Origin of the sequence: Shimwellia blattae DSM 4481 = NBRC 105725, assembly GCF_000262305.1 — a bacterium.
Taxonomy (GTDB): Bacteria; Pseudomonadota; Gammaproteobacteria; order Enterobacterales; family Enterobacteriaceae; genus Shimwellia; species Shimwellia blattae.
Genome location: NC_017910.1, coordinates 888342 through 905125, shown reverse-complemented (window position 1 = coordinate 905125; position 16784 = coordinate 888342). Strand labels below are relative to the sequence as shown.

The 16784-nt window shown below is 56.1% G+C and carries 15 protein-coding genes and 3 pseudogenes; 10 read left to right on the top strand and 8 right to left on the bottom strand.

Annotated elements, in window-relative coordinates:
- Positions 1 to 4 precede the first annotated feature (4 nt).
- Complete coding sequence (mltB, locus tag EBL_RS04255) at positions 5 to 1090, bottom strand: lytic murein transglycosylase B (protein ID WP_002444437.1); 1086 nt, start codon at positions 1088 to 1090, stop codon at positions 5 to 7.
- A gap of 265 nt (positions 1091 to 1355) precedes the next feature.
- Between mltB and EBL_RS04250 the strand changes: the two genes are divergently transcribed.
- Genes EBL_RS04250 through EBL_RS04230 form a run of 5 tightly spaced genes read left to right on the top strand, consistent with a single transcriptional unit; the run spans position 1356 to position 5725 of the window.
- Positions 1356 to 2285 carry a TauD/TfdA dioxygenase family protein gene (locus tag EBL_RS04250; protein ID WP_002444438.1) on the top strand — a complete coding sequence of 310 codons (930 nt, stop codon included), beginning with the start codon at positions 1356 to 1358 and terminating at the stop codon, positions 2283 to 2285.
- Positions 2282 to 3358 (top strand): ABC transporter substrate-binding protein, encoded by a 1077-nt coding sequence (locus tag EBL_RS04245; protein WP_002444440.1) that lies wholly within the window; start codon positions 2282 to 2284, stop codon positions 3356 to 3358. Before EBL_RS04250 ends, EBL_RS04245 begins: the two co-directional genes overlap by 4 nt.
- Positions 3345 to 4184, top strand: coding sequence for an ABC transporter permease (locus EBL_RS04240; RefSeq protein WP_002444443.1), 840 nt, complete (start codon positions 3345 to 3347; stop codon positions 4182 to 4184). The genes EBL_RS04245 and EBL_RS04240 overlap by 14 nt, the downstream gene beginning before the upstream one ends.
- Complete coding sequence (locus EBL_RS04235; protein ID WP_002444445.1) at positions 4184 to 4948, top strand: ABC transporter permease; 765 nt, start codon at positions 4184 to 4186, stop codon at positions 4946 to 4948. Before EBL_RS04240 ends, EBL_RS04235 begins: the two co-directional genes overlap by 1 nt.
- Positions 4949 to 4957: 9 nt before the next feature.
- Positions 4958 to 5725, top strand: a complete 768-nt coding sequence (locus EBL_RS04230; RefSeq protein ID WP_002444446.1) for an ABC transporter ATP-binding protein — start codon at positions 4958 to 4960, stop codon at positions 5723 to 5725.
- Positions 5726 to 5759: 34 nt separating this feature from the next.
- Here EBL_RS04230 and EBL_RS04225 read toward each other — a convergent pair whose 3' ends face one another.
- Positions 5760 to 5984 carry a hypothetical protein gene (locus EBL_RS04225; protein ID WP_002444448.1) on the bottom strand — a complete coding sequence of 75 codons (225 nt, stop codon included), beginning with the start codon at positions 5982 to 5984 and terminating at the stop codon, positions 5760 to 5762.
- A 347-nt stretch (positions 5985 to 6331) separates the two neighbouring features.
- Here EBL_RS04225 and EBL_RS04220 point away from each other — a divergent pair, with 347 nt between their 5' ends.
- The 4 genes and pseudogenes from EBL_RS04220 to EBL_RS04200 form a co-directional block, all read left to right on the top strand.
- A complete protein-coding gene (locus tag EBL_RS04220; RefSeq protein ID WP_014715861.1) occupies positions 6332 to 6976 on the top strand; it encodes a histidine phosphatase family protein in 645 nt (214 codons plus the stop codon).
- Positions 6977 to 7233: 257 nt separating this feature from the next.
- A pseudogene (locus EBL_RS04215) lies at positions 7234 to 7458 on the top strand (cell filamentation protein Fic); the annotation flags it as partial.
- Positions 7459 to 7509: 51 nt separating this feature from the next.
- Positions 7510 to 8678, top strand: a protein-coding gene (locus tag EBL_RS04205) for an IS3 family transposase (RefSeq protein WP_126298259.1) whose coding sequence is annotated in 2 segments (ribosomal slippage) — positions 7510 to 7759 and positions 7759 to 8678 — 1170 coding nt in all. Because the reading frame shifts where the segments join, the coding sequence is not laid out codon by codon here.
- A pseudogene (locus EBL_RS04200) lies at positions 8675 to 9103 on the top strand (Fic/DOC family protein); the annotation flags it as partial. The gene EBL_RS04205 and the pseudogene EBL_RS04200, both read left to right, overlap by 4 nt.
- Here EBL_RS04200 and EBL_RS20710 read toward each other — a convergent pair.
- The 3 genes and pseudogenes from EBL_RS20710 to EBL_RS19655 form a co-directional block, all read right to left on the bottom strand.
- Entirely contained in the window at positions 9100 to 9270 is a 171-nt protein-coding gene (locus EBL_RS20710) for a hypothetical protein (protein WP_000069461.1), read from the bottom strand. The pseudogene EBL_RS04200 and the gene EBL_RS20710 overlap by 4 nt on opposite strands.
- 259 nt (positions 9271 to 9529) lie before the next feature.
- Positions 9530 to 10734 (bottom strand): IS3 family transposase gene (locus EBL_RS04195; RefSeq protein ID WP_126298244.1). Its coding sequence is split into 2 segments (ribosomal slippage): positions 9530 to 10416 and positions 10416 to 10734, totalling 1206 coding nucleotides; the frame shifts between segments, so codons are not numbered across the junction.
- Positions 10735 to 11001: 267 nt separating this feature from the next.
- Positions 11002 to 11298, bottom strand: a pseudogene (locus EBL_RS19655) (integrase); the annotation flags it as partial.
- Between the two features lie 160 nt (positions 11299 to 11458).
- Between EBL_RS19655 and mutS the strand changes: the two are divergent.
- On the top strand, positions 11459 to 14026 hold the full coding sequence (mutS, locus tag EBL_RS04185; RefSeq protein ID WP_126298289.1) for a DNA mismatch repair protein MutS: 2568 nt from the start codon (positions 11459 to 11461) through the stop codon (positions 14024 to 14026).
- A 26-nt stretch (positions 14027 to 14052) separates the two neighbouring features.
- Here mutS and EBL_RS04180 read toward each other — a convergent pair whose 3' ends face one another.
- From EBL_RS04180 to nlpD, 3 genes are all read right to left on the bottom strand, one after another.
- Entirely contained in the window at positions 14053 to 14397 is a 345-nt protein-coding gene (locus EBL_RS04180; protein WP_002442474.1) for a nitrous oxide-stimulated promoter family protein, read from the bottom strand.
- A gap of 130 nt (positions 14398 to 14527) precedes the next feature.
- On the bottom strand, positions 14528 to 15520 hold the full coding sequence (gene rpoS / locus EBL_RS04175) for an RNA polymerase sigma factor RpoS (RefSeq protein WP_002442472.1): 993 nt from the start codon (positions 15518 to 15520) through the stop codon (positions 14528 to 14530).
- 107 nt (positions 15521 to 15627) lie between these two features.
- Complete coding sequence (nlpD, locus tag EBL_RS04170; RefSeq protein WP_232001957.1) at positions 15628 to 16758, bottom strand: murein hydrolase activator NlpD; 1131 nt, start codon at positions 16756 to 16758, stop codon at positions 15628 to 15630.
- Positions 16759 to 16784 lie beyond the last annotated feature (26 nt).

Genomic DNA, 16784 nt, shown 5'->3' with positions numbered 1-16784 from the left:
GTGCTTAAAAACCCTGACGGGCCTGCGACACCGCCTGCCCCAGTTGCCATACCGCCATCGCGTAATGGGTACTGTGGTTATAACGGGTAATGGTGTAGAAATTTGGCAGCCCGTACCAGTACTGGTAACCGCTGCCCACATCCAGGCGCAGTAAGCTGACCTGGGCGTGGTCGCCCAGCGGCTGCATCGGGGAGAGCCCCGCCGCCGCGAGCTCGCTCACGCTGTATTTGGTTTTAAAGCCGTTATCCATGCCCGGAGCCTGCCCTATGGCCTGCACCGCGACCAGATCGCCCGGCACCCAGCCGTGGCCTTTGAAGTAATTCGCCACGCTGCCGATGGCATCATCCGGATCCCACAAATTGGTGTGCCCGTCGCCGTTAAAATCTACCGCGTACTGCTTAAAGGAAGAAGGCATAAACTGGCCATACCCCATGGCCCCGGCGAAGGAGCCTTTCAGGTTGAGCGGGTCATCCCCTTCGGTACGGGCCATCAGCAGGAAGGTTTCCAGCTCGCTGGAGAAATACGCCGCCCGGCGCGGGTACGCAAACGACAGTGTCGCCAGGGCGTCGAGGATCCGGGTTTTCCCCATCACCCTGCCCCAGCGGGTTTCTACCCCGATAATGCCGACAATAATCTCCGGCGGTACGCCGTAGATCTGCTGCGCCCGGCTGAGGGCTTCCTGATGCTGGTTCCAGAACACCACGCCATTCTGAACGTTATCCGGGGTAATAAACTGTTTGCGGTAGCGCAGCCATGCGCCGTTAGGCCCGCTGGGCGGTAATCCGCTGGGTGCCTGGCGATCCATCAGCCGCAGCACATAATCCAGCCGCTTCGCCTGGGAGAGAATTTCATGCAGTTGCTGGCGGTCAAAATTATGCTCCGCCACCATTTTGTCGATAAATTTTTCTGCCGCAGGGTTATTGGCAAAGTCCCCGCTTTGCAGCAAAACATCGTGCTGCGGCTGCAACAGAAAACCGCCGCCAGGTGTTCCTGAGGTTACCGGCTCCTGCGCCGGGGCCTTGGGTTTGCTGCTACAGGCACAGAGCAGCACCAGGACTGGAAGAAGTGAAGCATATTGACGCTTAAGCATGAGATATCCGTAAACCAAACGAGAAAATAGAAAGTAGCGCTCATGGTAAATCATCTGGCCGGACGGTGAAGGGATATTTATATAACCGCAGCCATCAGCGGCTAAAGTGTAGCCGTTTATGCTAAAAAACGCGCAGCCGGTTTTCCCCTGTGTTTCACCGCGCACCAATCAGTTTGCGCATATTCTTTTCTGAAATAATCACTTCGTTATTGATAACTGCAATGCATATCATCCTGTTAACCCATCGTGAACAGGAGCATAACAAATGACCTTTACCATCACCCCCGTGGCCGGACGTCTTGGTGCTGAAGTGCGTCATATTTCGCTGAGCGACCCGCTGGATGACGCAACATTCAGCGCCCTGTATCAGGCACTGTTGCAGTATAAAGTGCTGTTCCTGCGTAACCAGCATCTTAATGATGAACAGCACGAAGCCTTTTCGCGCCGCTTCGGGCCACAAGTTCCCCACCCCACCGTAGACAGCGACCGGCAGACCAGCGCCATTCTGAACCTCGACTCCCGGGAGAGCCGCGCCAGCTCCTGGCATACGGATGTCACCTTCGTGGTGGACTACCCAAAAGTCTCGATTCTGCGCGGTGAAGTGATCCCCCCCTTCGGTGGCGATACCGTCTGGGCCAATACCGCCAGCGCGTATCAGGATCTCCCTCAGCCCCTGCAGCACCTGGCAGACACCCTGTGGGCCAGACACACCAATGTCTATGACTATGTGCCGTCAAAAAATGTGGATGCCACACTCAACCAGCGCCGCCGGGAGAGTTTCGTTTCCGCCGTCTATGAAACCGAGCACCCGCTGGTCCATGTTCACCCGGAAACCGGAGAACGCAACCTGCTGCTCGGCCATTTTGTGCGCCAGATCCAGGGAGTCAGCCCACAGGATTCCGCCCTGCTGTTTCAGTTATTCCAGCAGCGCATCACCAGCCTGAACAACACCGTGCGCTGGCGCTGGCAACAGGGCGATGTGGTTATCTGGGATAACCGGGCCACCCAGCATATCGCGGTAGATGATTACGGCGATGCCGCGCGAATAGTGCGCCGCACGACCGTGGCGGGTGATATCCCGGTCAGTGTCGATGGCAGACACAGCCGGGCCATTCTGCCCACCCCAACCACCCGCTCACCGCAAAATGAGCAGGAAAAACAGCGCCGTCCGGCCACAGCAGGAGCCACCCTATGATGAAAAAACGCCATTATGTCGCCTGGCTGTTACTGCTGGGCATCAGCAGCGCGTATGCCGATGCGTTGCGTATCGGTGTTGCCACCGGCGGCGGAGGGGATCCGGTCACCGCCGGTGGCTCGGCCCTGGGGGTAGTGCGCAATCAGCAACTGCTGGAAAAAGCCTTTGCCGGGAGCGGCACAGATATTCAGTGGTTCTTCTTTAAAGGGGCTGGCCCGGCCGTTAACGAGGCCCTGTCCAGTAAGCAGATCGATTTCGCCTGGGAGGGGGATCTCCCCCAGGTGGTTGCCCGGGCGAACGGCCTTGATACCCGGCTGATTGCCGCCGTGGGCACCCGGGGCAACAGCTATGTGGCCGTGCCGAAGGGCTCGGATATCAAAACGCTGGCCGATCTTAAAGGGAAGAAAGTGGCCATCTTCCGCGGGACCAACGGCCACCTGGTGGCCATTAATATCCTGAAAGCCCACGGGTTAACCGAGCGGGACCTTAAAGTGATTAACCTGGATAACGGCGCCACCCAGGCCGCCCTGGCCACTAAAGGTGTGGATGCGGCCTTCGGCGGTATGGAGCTCTTCCGGCTGCGGGATCAGGGGATTGTGGACATTATCTACTCCACCCAGGGCCAGGATGTGGGGCTCACCCGCCAGACCTCACTGCTGGTACGCGATGAATATGCCCGCACCCACCCTCAGCAGACCCAGAAAGTGGTCAGCGTGGTTGTGGATGCCGCCCGCTGGGCGTCAGATCCGGCCAATCAGCAGGCGTTATTCCGGGAGTGGGCTAAATCCGGCGTTCCTTATACCTCCTGGCAGGCCGAATTTGCTAACCAGTCTTTGCAGGAGCGTAACTCCCCGTTGCTGGATACGTTCTTTCGTACCCGCTACCAGCAGGTGGCCGGGCAGGCACAAGCCGAGCGCCTGATCCGCCGGACAGTGGATGTCAGCGGCTGGTTTGATCCCCGTTATCTTAACCAGGCGCTGAAAGAAAAAGGGCTGGAAAATTACTGGACCCCGGCAAACGCCAGCGGCCAGCCCACCGCAGAACAGCAGGAGTCGCCCCATGCCCCAGGTTAACCTTTCACTGCCCGGGATCTTCTCCCCGGCGGTTGCCCGCACAGCGCGCACCGGGCGCAGGCTGCGCCTCTCCCCGGGGTTATATGGCTGGCTGCTGCCCCTCACCCTGCTGGCTGGCTGGCAGCTTGCCGCCAGCCAGCAGTGGATCTCTGCGCAGGTGTTGCCCTCCCCCGGGGATGTGTGGCTGACCCTCAGTGATCTGGCCACCAGCGGCGATTTATGGCTGAACACCCGCGCCAGCCTGCAGCGTGTGCTGGTCGGTTTTGTCACTGGCAGCCTGCTGGGCCTGGCGCTGGGCTGCGCGATGGGGCTTTTTGCAACGCTACGGGCGTTTATCCTGCCGGGCTTTAACGGGCTGGTACAAATTCCGGTGCTGGGCTGGTTCCCCTTTGCGCTGCTGATCTTTGGGATTGGCGAGCCGCTGAAATACGCGCTGATTGCCCATGCGGCCCTGGTGCCGGTCACTCTTGGGGCCATTCAGGCGTTTCGCCATGCCCCGGTATCGCTTATCGAGGTCGCCCGGGTAAACGGCTTCAGCCAGCGGCAAATTATTAGTGGCGTGGTGTTACCAGCCGCAGTGCCTGTGCTGTTCAGCGCCCTGCGGCTGGCCTTCACGAAGGCCTGGCTTTCACTGGTGGTGGTTGAGCTTATCGCCTCCAGCGAAGGGCTCGGATACCTGATTGTTTATGGCCGCCAGCTGTTTCAGCTGGATCTGGTGATGGCCTCAGTGGTGGTGGTGGGCGCAACAGGCTGGCTGATTGACCGGGGATGCAGCGCCGCTGAAAGGTATCTGCTGCGCCACCGCCAGGTGGTAAAGGGGGAATAATGCACAGTCTGAAAAAACTACGCGGTGGCGTGCTCCCGGTACTGGCACTCGTGGTCTGGTGGTGGTGCGCCCATTACTACCCGGCCCGCTCAGCCCTGCTGGTGCCCCCCGAGCAGGTGCTGCACACCGCCTGGCATATGGCCGCCTCCGGCCAGCTGTGGCGTGCCCTGTCTGCCAGCCTTATCCGGGAGCTGACAGGTTTTGCGCTGGGTGCCAGTGCGGGCATGATACTGGGGTATCTGCTGGGCCAGTGGCGGACATTTTCGCTGATTGTCGGCGGGAGTTTTAACACCTTTAAGCAGGTTTCGCTGTTTGCCTGGATCCCGCTGATTTCAGTCTGGTTCGGGCTTACGGATACGGCCAAAGTGGTGTTCCTGTCTCTGGCGGCGCTGGTGCCGGTTACCGTGCACACCTGGGATGGCCTGCGCCAGGTCCCTCCGTCGCTTCAGGAGGTGGCCCGCACCCTGTGCCTGACCCGGTTGCAGACCTTCCGGACACTGCAGCTCCCGGCAGCACTGCCGACCATTTTTACCGGCCTTTACCTGTCGCTGATTTACTCCTGGCTTGCCACCATCGGCGCGGAGTATTTACTGGTCTCCGGGGAGGGGATCGGCAACCTGTTAATCGACGGCAGTGAGCATTTCCGGATGGATTTAGTCATAACCGGTATGGTGATCATTGGCCTGGTGGGATGGGGGCTGAATGCCAGCGCCCGCTGGCTGGAACAGCGCCTGGCGTACCGCCTGGGTTACCAGATAATCTGAGGAGTTGATATGACGCGTGCTGCGCTCAGTATTAATCATGTGAATAAATCTTTTGCCGATCCCCACAGACCCGGTGCGCGGCGGGAGATCCTTAATGATGTCTCCCTGACGATAGGGCCGGGAGAGTTTATCAGTATCGTTGGCAGTAGCGGTTGTGGAAAATCGACCCTACTGCGTATGGTGCTCGGGCTGGATACTGACTATCAGGGCACCATCAGCCTGGGCGGGAAAGCCATCACCGGGCCGGGGCTTGAGCGGGGTATCGTCTTTCAGGATAACCGGCTGTTTCCCTGGCTGAACGTGGAGCAGAACATTGCGGTAGGGCTGAAAAACGCCCCGCTCAGCGCGGCAGAAAAAGCCCGCCGGGTGGATGAGCATCTGGCGCTGGTCGGGCTACAGGGCTTCGCACACGCCTGGCCCCACGAAATTTCCGGCGGTATGGCCCAGCGGGTTGCCATCGCCCGGGCGCTGGTAAACCAGCCTCAGGTTTTACTGCTTGATGAGCCGCTTGGCGCGCTGGATGCCTTCACCCGCCAGCGGTTGCAGGGGGAGTTACAGTCACTGTGGCAGCGGGAAAATATCACCATGATTCTGGTCACCCACGATGTGGATGAAGCCGTATGGCTGAGCGACAGGGTTGTTGTGATGGCGGCAAATCCCGGCCATATCAGGCGCATTGTAGAGATAGACCTGCCCCGTCCCCGAAACCGGAGCCAGGCAGATTTTCTGGCGCTGCGCGACGATATCCTCAGCGATTTTATCCCGCAGTATGCCTGATCCAGGCGGGCGGCACAGCCCGCCTGCCCTGACACTAACGCTGCCGGGAGACCGGCTGATAAATTTCCCGGTAGTAGCTCAGGCACTCGAAGTAGTGGCGTGCTTTATCGTCACTTAACCCGGCCGGGGTAATATCGGTACGCGGCGCGTTATGCAGATACTCACGGAATGCCTGGGTGGATGCCATAAAGTTAACGGCGGTATCGATAAAATTGGGGATAACATCACTGATTCTGACGTTGGACTCACTTCCGGACATAACCTGTTTCCTTTCGCAGTTAGTATCCGCAGCAGAATAACACCGTTAATTACGGGCAGGAAATAGCCTGCCAGGCATTTATGCTAGCGCTAAATCCGAGATCCGGAGAACGATCACATTACCTTCACTGGCCGGTAATCTCCTGCAAAAGTATGATTGCTCAACCGGCCCGGCCGGTGTTTTTCTGTCCGGTTGGCTGAAAAAATCCTCAGGCGCACGGAAATATACACACCGTTATCTCACTTCAGGCAAAGTATTGTCCGGTTAACTGGCAAAATAAGCTCAAAAATCAACCAGGTGTCAGGCTATATGCCCGGCCATGACCTTTGCCTTTCAGAGAGAACAACATGATGCGACGCCACATCACGCTATTTTTCACACTTCTGATGGCCCTGAGCAGTATGGCCCGGGCAACACAAACCTTTATTTTTATCCGCCACGGGGAGAAGCCCGATAACGGCAGCGGGCAGCTCACCTGCAAGGGGCTCAACCGCTCCCTGGCGCTGCCGACTGTGCTGGTGTCCCGTTTCGGGCCGCCTGGCGCAATCTTTGCTTCTGCACCGGATCAGAGCAATACCGGCAGTTCATTACGCGCACTCAGCACCGTGACACCACTGGCGGTGCAGCTCTCTGTACCGATTAACCTGGAGTACCACGCCGCAGACGTGAAGCGCGTGGCAAAACGGCTCACCCGGGATAAACAGCCGGTTATCCTGGTTGCCTGGGAGCACCACAATCTGATCCGCGTGGTGAAATCTATCCTGCGTCGTGAAGGGGCAGACAGCTCGGTCGTGCCGGATAGCTGGCCGAAGTACGATTACGACAGCATATTCGTGCTGACAATCAACCGGGAAACCACGCCGCCTGTCATCACCTTCAGCCAGCAGCAGGAAGGGCTGAACGGCGTATCGGATCGCTGCCGCACCGCGTTCGCCTCCGTGGCCCCGGCGGGCACTGTATACCATCAGCGCCATTTCTTATTACGGCAGTAATTGGGCACGTGAAAGACTTTAAAAATGAGTAAAATCAATATGCAAGAGGCGACTGATAAGGACCTGTCCAGCCACACCCCCATGATGCATTGGTGTGTTAATGCTGATTATTAAAGATTATTTTCCACCAGTGAATAAAAACTACATTTTAACCTACACTTTTGTAACTATATGATTTTAAGAATATTGTTTGCTGTACTCATCCAGCGTTATACTCCCTCTGTTTTCCCATCCTTCTAATAACACAGGGCATCTCCATGAGCCGATACCATGTATCCAGCAGTGAGGGTCAGTATGAGAAAGACTCTGGCGAGCAAGTTTTGGCTAACAAGCTGGGGATCGCGACTTCTGATGAGATGGATGAGGCTGAACTTGTCCTGTTAGAACAACTCTACCAGTCTGTTTTTGAAGAACAGTTCCCGCAAGGACAGCTCAGCGTAGCCATGCTTAAAAGCTGGCATTGTAGTGGTTTACTGAATTTGGCCACCTGAACAGAGGTGATATGCTCATCTCAGAACAATACAGGTGTCCCAATGAAAAAAAGAAATTTCAGCGCAGAGTTTAAACGCGAATCCGCTCAACTGGTTCTTGATCAGAACTACACCGTTGCAGCTGCGGCCAGTGCTATGGATGTGGGGCTTTCTACCATGACGCGATGGGTAAAGCAGTTGCGGGATGAAAGACAGGGCAAAACACCTAAAGCCTCCCCTATAACCCCGGAACAGATTGAAATACGTGAGCTAAAGAAAAAGCTACAACGCATGGAAATGGAAAACGACATATTAAAAAAGGCTACCGCGCTCTTGATGTCAGACTCCCTGAACAGTTCTCGTTAATCGGGAAACTCAGAGCGCAGTATCCTGTGGCCACACTCTGCCACGTGTTCGGGGTTCATCGCAGCAGCTACAAATACTGGGTGAAAAACCCCGAAAAGCCAGACGGCAAGCGGGCTGTATTACGTAGTCAGGTTCTGGAGCTGCATAACATCAGTCATGGCTCTGCTGGTGCAAGAAGTATCGCCATTATGGCAACCCTGAGAGGCTTCAGAATGGGACGCTGGCTTGCCGGCAGGCTCATGAAAGAACTGGGGCTGGTGAGTTGTCAGCAACCCACCCACCGGTATAAACGTGGTGGTCATGAACACATCGCTATCCCAAATCACCTTAAGCGACAGTTCGCAGTGACAGAGCCTAATCAGGTGTGGTGCGGCGATGTGACGTATATCTGGACAGGCAGCCGCTGGGCTTACCTCGCCGTTGTTCTCGATTTGTTCGCCAGGAAACCGGTAGGCTGGGCAATGTCATTCTCACCGGACAGCAGGTTAACCATCAAAGCACTGGAAATGGCGTGGGAAACCCGAGGTAAACCAGCGGGAGTGATGTTCCACAGTGACCAGGGTAGCCACTACACAAGCAGGCAGTTCCGGCAGTTATTGTGGCGTTACCGGATCAGGCAAAGTATGAGTCGACGCGGAAACTGTTGGGATAATAGCCCGATGGAACGCTTCTTCAGAAGTCTGAAAAACGAGTGGGTGCCAGTGACAGGCTATATAAACTTTAGCGAAGCAGCTCATGCGATCACAGACTATATCGTCGGGTATTACAGCTCGCTAAGGCCGCATGACTATAACGGTGGGTTACCCCCAAACGAATCGGAAAACCGATACTGGAAAAACTCTAAACCCGTGGCCAGTTTTAGTTGACCACTACACATCGCCGCTGGTTAGGCAACATCTACGAGTGGGCTGGACAAGAAAGAGCGGTGAATATCAGCAAAGGCGGCTTTATGTTTGCCCCTTCAGCACAGTTGCCAAAACTGCTGAACGAATTCGACACTAAGTATCTGGCTCAATACACACCGTGTAGCGGCATGGACGAAGAACAACTCATCACCGCTATCGCCATAACCCATGTCGAGCTGATACTTATCCATCCATTCAGAGAGGGAAACGGACGCCTGTCGCGACTGCTGGCCGACGTGATGGCCGTTCAGGGTGGGTACAAACCACTGGATTATCAAAGCTGGGAGCAGAACAAAAACCAGTATATCTCGGCCATACATGCAGGCATGTCAATGGACTACGAGTCGATGAAGCACTGGGTCAGTGAGGCATTAAGAAGGGGTTAAACCGCAAGACGCAAATGAGCAAATTTTTTGCGTGTGGCTTCAAGTGAAGCTTCGATCTTCGCGGAGGACTGCCCTGTTTCAACAGCCGTAGATGTTGCTACTGAGCGAACGATATCAGCACGAGATGGCTTAGCGTAGCTTGCCTGAGTTTTTTTGTTATTGCTCATTATTACTCCTGAAAAGCAGAATCTGGGCTGAAACACATCGTTCAAACAGTATACCAAAACTTCTACGCAAATTCACATCAAGCCCCCGTCAAAGACTCACTCATCGGCCAAGCCCTTTAAGCAGTACATCAAGTATGAAACGGTTAGCTAAACGGGCAACATCCTTATCAGACAGGTAAGCAACTGAATGTTTCTCAAACGCCCCCATGCTTTCAATGACAGTGGATTTGCCCCTATATATCCAGACACCTTTTCTCTCTTACGGTTGCGATAACTTTCTGCGTCTATATTCCCGTGGTGAGCGATATCCCAGCGCGCTGTGCGGATGATGTTCGTTGTAATGACTGAACGCCACCGCCAAGTTCATCACCGCTGCCTGGCTGTCCGGTTTCGGCATCATGTTGATGTAATCCCGCTTTATCGTCTTCACGAAGCTTTCTGCTATGCCGTTGCTTTCCGGGCTGCGGACTGCTGTTGTGCACGGCTCCAGTCCCAACATCCGAGCGAACGCCCGCGTTTCATGCGCCCTGTACGCTGAACCGTTATCCGTCAGCCATTCCAGCGACTCTGTGGGCAACTCCCTTCCGAAGCGTTTTTCTACCGCACCCAACATGACATCCTGCACCGTTTCTTTGTCATAGCCTCCGGTACTGGCTGCCCAGTCGATTATCTCCCTGTCACAGCAGTCCTGCGCGAAGGTCACCCGCAGCTTTTCGCCATTGTCACAACGGAACTCGAAGCCATCTGAGCACCAGCGCCGGTTGCTCTCAGCCACCGCTACACGCCCCTTATGGGCCCGCTTCCGGCAAGGCTCAGCAGGCTTACGCTCAATGAGCAGATGGTGGGCTCGCATAATACGATATACCCGCTTTGCGTTAACCACTGGCAGACCCTTCCGCTCTGACTCCCGTCGCAGCAACGCCCATACACGGCGATAACCATACGTCGGCAGGTCAGCCACCTCCGTGCTTATTCGGGATAACACAGCGCTGTCGTCAAAATGGGATTGCCGTCTGCGATCCTGCCAGTCAGAGGGCCGGTGAACCCTGATACTCAGTTGCGCACGCGACACACCGATACTCCGGCAGACGTCGGTTAGTCGTCGTCCCCGGGCAACAAGGGCGCATGCGCAATCCATTTTTTTGCCCGGCCGAACTCCACGGCTTCTTTGAGTATTTCGGCTTCCATCGTCTTTTTACCCAGAAGTCGCTGGAGTTCGCGGATTTGCTTATTGGCTGCTGCCAGTTCGGAGGCCGGGACAACATCTTCACCGGCAGTAACAGCAGTCAGCGATCCCTCTTCATACTGTTTTCGCCATTTGAAGATCTGGTTGGCATTTATGCCATGCAGACGGGCAACGTGGGACACGGTCATGCCCGGCTCCATAGTCTGCTGAATAATGGCAATTTTTTCCTGTGGAGTACGACGCCGACGCCGCTCAGGTCCTGATAACACTTCAACCATCTTATTATTCTGACTGGTGTTAAACATAGTTCCAAGACTACCTCTTATTTTAAGAGAGGCGAAGTGTCTGGTGATCTATGGGGCCAGTCTAGACAGCATCAACCGTTTCTTCGCCCAAAGATGCTTTAACCCAAACTGGCCAACTGAGATTGAATGTTAAACAGCTAGTCCTTCTCATTTCTTGGGTTTTGTTAACCTATCTTTGGTACTTAGGGTGTAAGAAACGCTCAACGAATTGCGCTGAAATGATCGCTTGATTCAATAAGTGATACTCGGAAAATCGGACACATTTCCAACCTTTACTTTCAAGACAGAGCCTGGCTTCTTACCCTCGCTGACATTACGATCTGACGAGGCTACTCTTCGCTGGATTACATAGGTTTTTTTCGTCAAACTGACCTTCACACCGAAGCCAACAGGTGAATCCCGACGATCGTCAAAAACTATGTAAGGTTTTTGGTCAGGGTTAGCTTCGATAATGACTTTTCCAGATCTACTGAGTTCAGGCTTAACTTTTACACTTAACCTATTGATAATAAATGCCTGATTGAGGATTGTTTTCAAAGTATCACCACCATTTGTAGCCCAGAGAAGGAGTAAAACCAATCTATCACCGCCCTGAGCTACAAGTGAGCTACAAATTTATGGGTTTATGTGGGTTTAAAGGGGTTTTACCTGGGGCCATATGAGCACTTGAAAGAATTAAAAAATGAGTAAAATCAATATGAACGAAGACATTGATAAGGACCTGTCCAGCCACACCCCCATGATGCAGCAGTATCTGCGCCTCAAAGCGCAGCACCCGGAGATCTTGCTGTTTTATCGCATGGGTGACTTCTACGAACTGTTTTATGACGATGCCCGCCGGGCGTCGCAATTACTGGATATTTCACTGACCAAACGCGGCGCCTCAGCCGGTGAGCCGATCCCCATGGCGGGCGTTCCCCACCACGCGGTAGAGAACTACCTGGCAAAGCTGGTCAACCTTGGCGAGTCGGCCGCCATTTGTGAACAGATTGGCGACCCGGCCACCACCAAAGGGCCGGTTGAGCGCAAAGTGGTGCGCATTGTGACCCCGGGCACCATCAGCGACGAAGCACTACTCAAAGAGCGCCAGGATAACCTGCTGGCCGCCGTGTGGAAAGACAGCAAAGGCTACGGCTATGCCACCCTGGATATCAGCTCTGGCCGCTTTCGGGTGACCGAGCCGCAAGACAGCGAAACCATGGCGGCTGAATTACAGCGCACCAACCCGGCAGAGCTTCTGTACGCCGAAGATTTCAGCGACATGGGGCTGATTGACGGGCGCCGCGGCCTGCGCCGCCGCCCTCTGTGGGAGTTTGAACCGGAAACCGCCCGCCAGCAGCTGAATCTGCAATTCGGCACCCGGGATCTTACCGGCTTCGGGGTGGAAAATGCCCAGCGCGGCCTGTGCGCGGCAGGCTGCCTGCTGCAGTATGTGAAAGACACCCAGCGCACCGCCCTGCCCCATATCCGCGCCATCACCATGGATCGCCCCCAGGACGGTATCATCATGGATGCTGCCACCCGGCGTAACCTGGAGATAACCCAGAACCTGGCAGGCGGCACCGATAATACCCTTGCCTCAGTGCTGGATTTTACCGTCACCCCGATGGGCAGCCGGATGCTCAAACGCTGGCTGCACATGCCGGTGCGCGATCTCACCATCCTGCGGGCGCGCCAGCAGGCGATTGCCGCACTTCAGGAAAACAGCGGCGAGTACCAGGAAGTGCTACGCCAGATTGGTGATCTGGAGCGTATTCTGGCGCGCCTTGCCCTGCGTACCGCCCGCCCCCGTGACCTGGCGCGAATGCGCAACGCCTTTCAGCAGTTACCGGCCCTGCGCCAGCTGCTGGCCCCCGTCAGCGCCCCGGCAGTACAGGCGCTGGTACAGCAGATGGGCGAATTCAGCGAGCTGTGCGATTTGCTGGAGCGGGCGGTTATCGAAACCCCGCCGGTACTGGTGCGCGACGGTGGCGTTATCGCCCCGGGCTATAATGCCGAGCTCGACGAGTGGCGCGCCCTGGCAGACGGCGCCAGCGACTACCTCAACCGGCTGGAAGTTCGCGAACGGGAGCGGCTGGGTATCGACACCCTGAAAGTGGGCTTTAACGCGGTACACGGCTACTACATCCAGGTCAGCCGCGGCCAGAGCCACCTGGTGCCGATTAACTATGTGCGTCGCCAGACCCTGAAAAACGCCGAGCGCTACATTATTCCCGAGCTGAAAGAGTACGAAGACAAGGTTCTGACCTCAAAAGGCAAAGCCCTGGCGCTGGAAAAACAGCTCTATGATGAACTGTTCGACTTGCTGCTGCCCCACCTGGCGGATTTACAGCAAAGCGCCAGTGCGCTGGCAGAGCTGGACGTGCTCACCAACCTGGCCGAGCGCGCATGGGCACTTAACTACGTGTGCCCGGTACTGAGCGATAAACCGGGCATCAGTATTACCGAAGGCCGCCACCCGGTGGTGGAGCAAGTGCTCAGCGAGCCGTTTATCGCCAACCCGCTACAGCTGGCCCCCCAGCGGCGGATGCTTATCATCACCGGCCCGAATATGGGCGGTAAGAGCACCTATATGCGCCAGGCGGCGCTGATTGTGCTGCTGGCCTATATCGGCAGCTTTGTGCCTGCCGGTCAGGCGGAAATTGGCCCGGTAGACCGGATCTTTACCCGGGTCGGCGCCGCAGACGATCTGGCCTCCGGGCGTTCTACCTTTATGGTGGAAATGACCGAAACGGCCAATATTCTGCACAATGCCACCGCCCACAGCCTGGTCCTGATGGACGAAATTGGCCGCGGCACCTCCACCTACGACGGTCTCTCCCTGGCCTGGGCCTGTGCTGAGAATCTGGCGAACCGCATCAAAGCCATGACCCTGTTCGCCACCCACTACTTCGAGCTGACCACCCTACCGGAAAAAATGGAAGGTGTGGCCAATGTCCACCTTGATGCTATCGAGCACGGCGAGACCATCGCCTTTATGCACAGCGTGCAGGAGGGGGCGGCCAGTAAGAGTTACGGTCTGGCGGTCGCGGCCCTGGCCGGGGTGCCTAAAGAGGTGATTAAACGGGCGCGCCAGAAGCTGCGCGAGCTGGAAAGCCTCTCCGGTAATGCGGCGGCCACGGCCATTGACGGCACGCAAATGTCGCTACTTGCCCCACCGGAAGAGGCCAGCCCGGTCACAGAGGCGCTGGAGGGGCTGGATCCGGATACCCTCACGCCGCGCCAGGCGCTGGAGTGGCTCTACCGGCTGAAAAGTATGGTGTAACACAGACCCCGCCGGAAACGGCGGGGTTATTTTTTCGGGCGGTACTTCTCCGGCAGTGGCGGCACCGGGCGGCGATCGTCAATCAGATGGCGAAGCGTCAGAATCGGGTGGCGCCACAGCATTCGCGGCCCCGCCCAGCGCATGATCTGCTTCATCTCTTCGCGTTTCGCGGGCTGGTAGCAGTGCACCGGGCACTGCTTGCAGGCGGGCTTTTCCTCACCAAATACGCAGCGCTCCAGGCGTTTTTGCGCATACTGCTGTAGCGCCTGGTAGTGCTGCTCATCCCTGAGTGCTGCCGGGCAGCGTTTTTCATACAGGGCTATCATGCTCAGAATCGTGCGTTTCTCACGCTGGATGCGTTTACCGGTCATGGGGGCTCGCGAGGTTAAAGTGCATTTGTAATGCATTTTACGCCAGTCGCCACTGCGGGTAAAACCAGGCCGGGGCGTAAACAGAAAAAAGGCGGTGATCACTCACCGCCTTTTTCAGAGATATTGCTGATTATTCGCGAAACAGCGCCTCGATATTCAGGCCCTGGGTCTGCAGAATTTCCCGCAGACGCCGCAGCCCTTCAACCTGGATCTGGCGCACACGCTCGCGGGTCAGGCCAATTTCACGGCCCACATCTTCAAGGGTGGCCGCTTCATATCCCAGCAGGCCAAAACGCCGGGCCAGCACTTCACGCTGTTTGGCGTTCAGCTCAAACAACCACTTAACGATGCTTTGTTTCATGTCATCGTCCTGGGTGGTGTCTTCCGGGCCGTTGTCTTTCTCATCGGCCAGGATATCCAGCAGCGCCTTTTCCGAGTCCCCGCCCAGCGGAGTATCCACGGAGGTGATACGCTCGTTCAGACGCAGCATCCGGCTCACGTCATCAACCGGTTTATCCAGTTGCTCGGCTATCTCTTCCGCACTCGGCTCGTGATCGAGTTTATGTGACAATTCGCGCGCGGTGCGCAAATAGACATTGAGCTCTTTCACGATATGGATCGGCAAACGGATTGTCCGGGTCTGGTTCATAATGGCCCGTTCAATGGTCTGGCGGATCCACCAGGTGGCATAGGTCGAGAAACGGAACCCGCGTTCCGGGTCAAATTTCTCAACGGCGCGAATCAGCCCCAGATTTCCTTCTTCAATCAGATCCAGCAGTGCCAGACCACGATTGCTGTAGCGGCGGGCGATTTTCACCACCAGCCGCAGGTTGCTCTCGATCATCCGCCGACGGGAAGCAACGTCTCCGCGCAGCGCGCGGCGGGCAAAATAAACCTCTTCTTCCGCGGTCAGCAGAGGTGAGTAACCAATCTCTCCGAGATAGAGCTGTGTGGCATCCAGGACACGCTGTGTGGCCCCCTGTGACAGCAGTTCTTCCTCTGCCAGGTCGTTATCACTGGGTTCCTCTTCAACTAAGGCCTTCTCGTCGAAAGCCTCTACTCCGTTCTCATCAAATTCCGCGTCTTCATTTAAATCATGAACTTTCAGCGTATTCTGACTCATAAGGTGGCTCCTACCCGTGATCCCTGAGCAAAGCACCTGAAGACCGGCAGCAGTGGAACCGAAAAGCGCTTTCACCGCCACACGGTACTACGAAATACTTTGCCGATTCATCGCTGCGAAAGGTACTGCAGCGGGTTGACGGATTTCCCCTTGTAACGAATTTCAAAATGCAAACGTGTAGAACTGGTCCCGGTGCTACCCATGGTAGCTATCTTCTGTCCCGCCTTAACCTCTTGTTGTTCCCGGACCAGCATTGTCTCGTTATGGGCATAGGCGCTCAGGTAATCATCGTTGTGTTTGATGATAATAAGATTACCGTATCCACGCAGAGCATTACCGGCATACACCACGCGACCACTTGCCGTCGCTACGATAGCCTGACCTTTACTCCCCGCGATATCGATACCTTTATTCCCCCCCTCACTGGCAGAGAAGTTATCGATAACTTTGCCCTCTGTCGGCCAGCGCCATGCGGATACAGACGCATTGCCAGACGACGAGCTGGAAACGGTATTAACGCTGCTGGCAACCGGTGCAGTGCTCACGGTTGTTTTATTCCCCTGCAACATTTTATTATCAGATTTTTCACCTGAAGATTCAGAATACGTAATTACCGGCTGAGACGCAACCGTCGTGGACGATTTTTGTTCAGCCACCGGGACCTGGGTCTCAACCGGGGCACTGGCTGTAGCTACGTTATTGTTATTGCTGCCAACTTTCAGCGTCTGGCCGACGGTCAGACTGTACGGTTCAGGGATATTATTGCGTTTTGCCAGGTCCCGGTAGTCGTTCCCCGTGACCCAGGCGATATAAAACAGTGTATCCCCGTGTTGTACTGTATAGCGGCTGCCGCCGTTATAACTGCCTTTGGCGATATCACCGTATTTGCGGTTATACACAATGCGCCCGTCTTTTACCTGCACCTTGTCATGGTGCCACTGGGCCTGGGTCTGGGCTGGAGCGGTCGCTTTAGGGGCCGTATGCACCGGGCGCGAAGTCTGTACCGGCTCAGCCCGCTGTACCGGTTGTACTGGCTGGATCCGGGGCTCCTGCACGGTGGTGGTGGTCGGCAGTTTAGGCGGCGGGGTAATCAGCATACCGCCGCTGCTGCTGGTCGCGGTACTGGCTGACCCGCCAGAAAGCATACCGCCACCGGAGGTTGACGTACTGCCCGTCTTGCCGACCTTGCTGATCGGCGCCTGAGATGTGTTATTGCTGGAACAACCAGCCAGCCACAGACTAACCAGTGACAGTGCCGCAATCC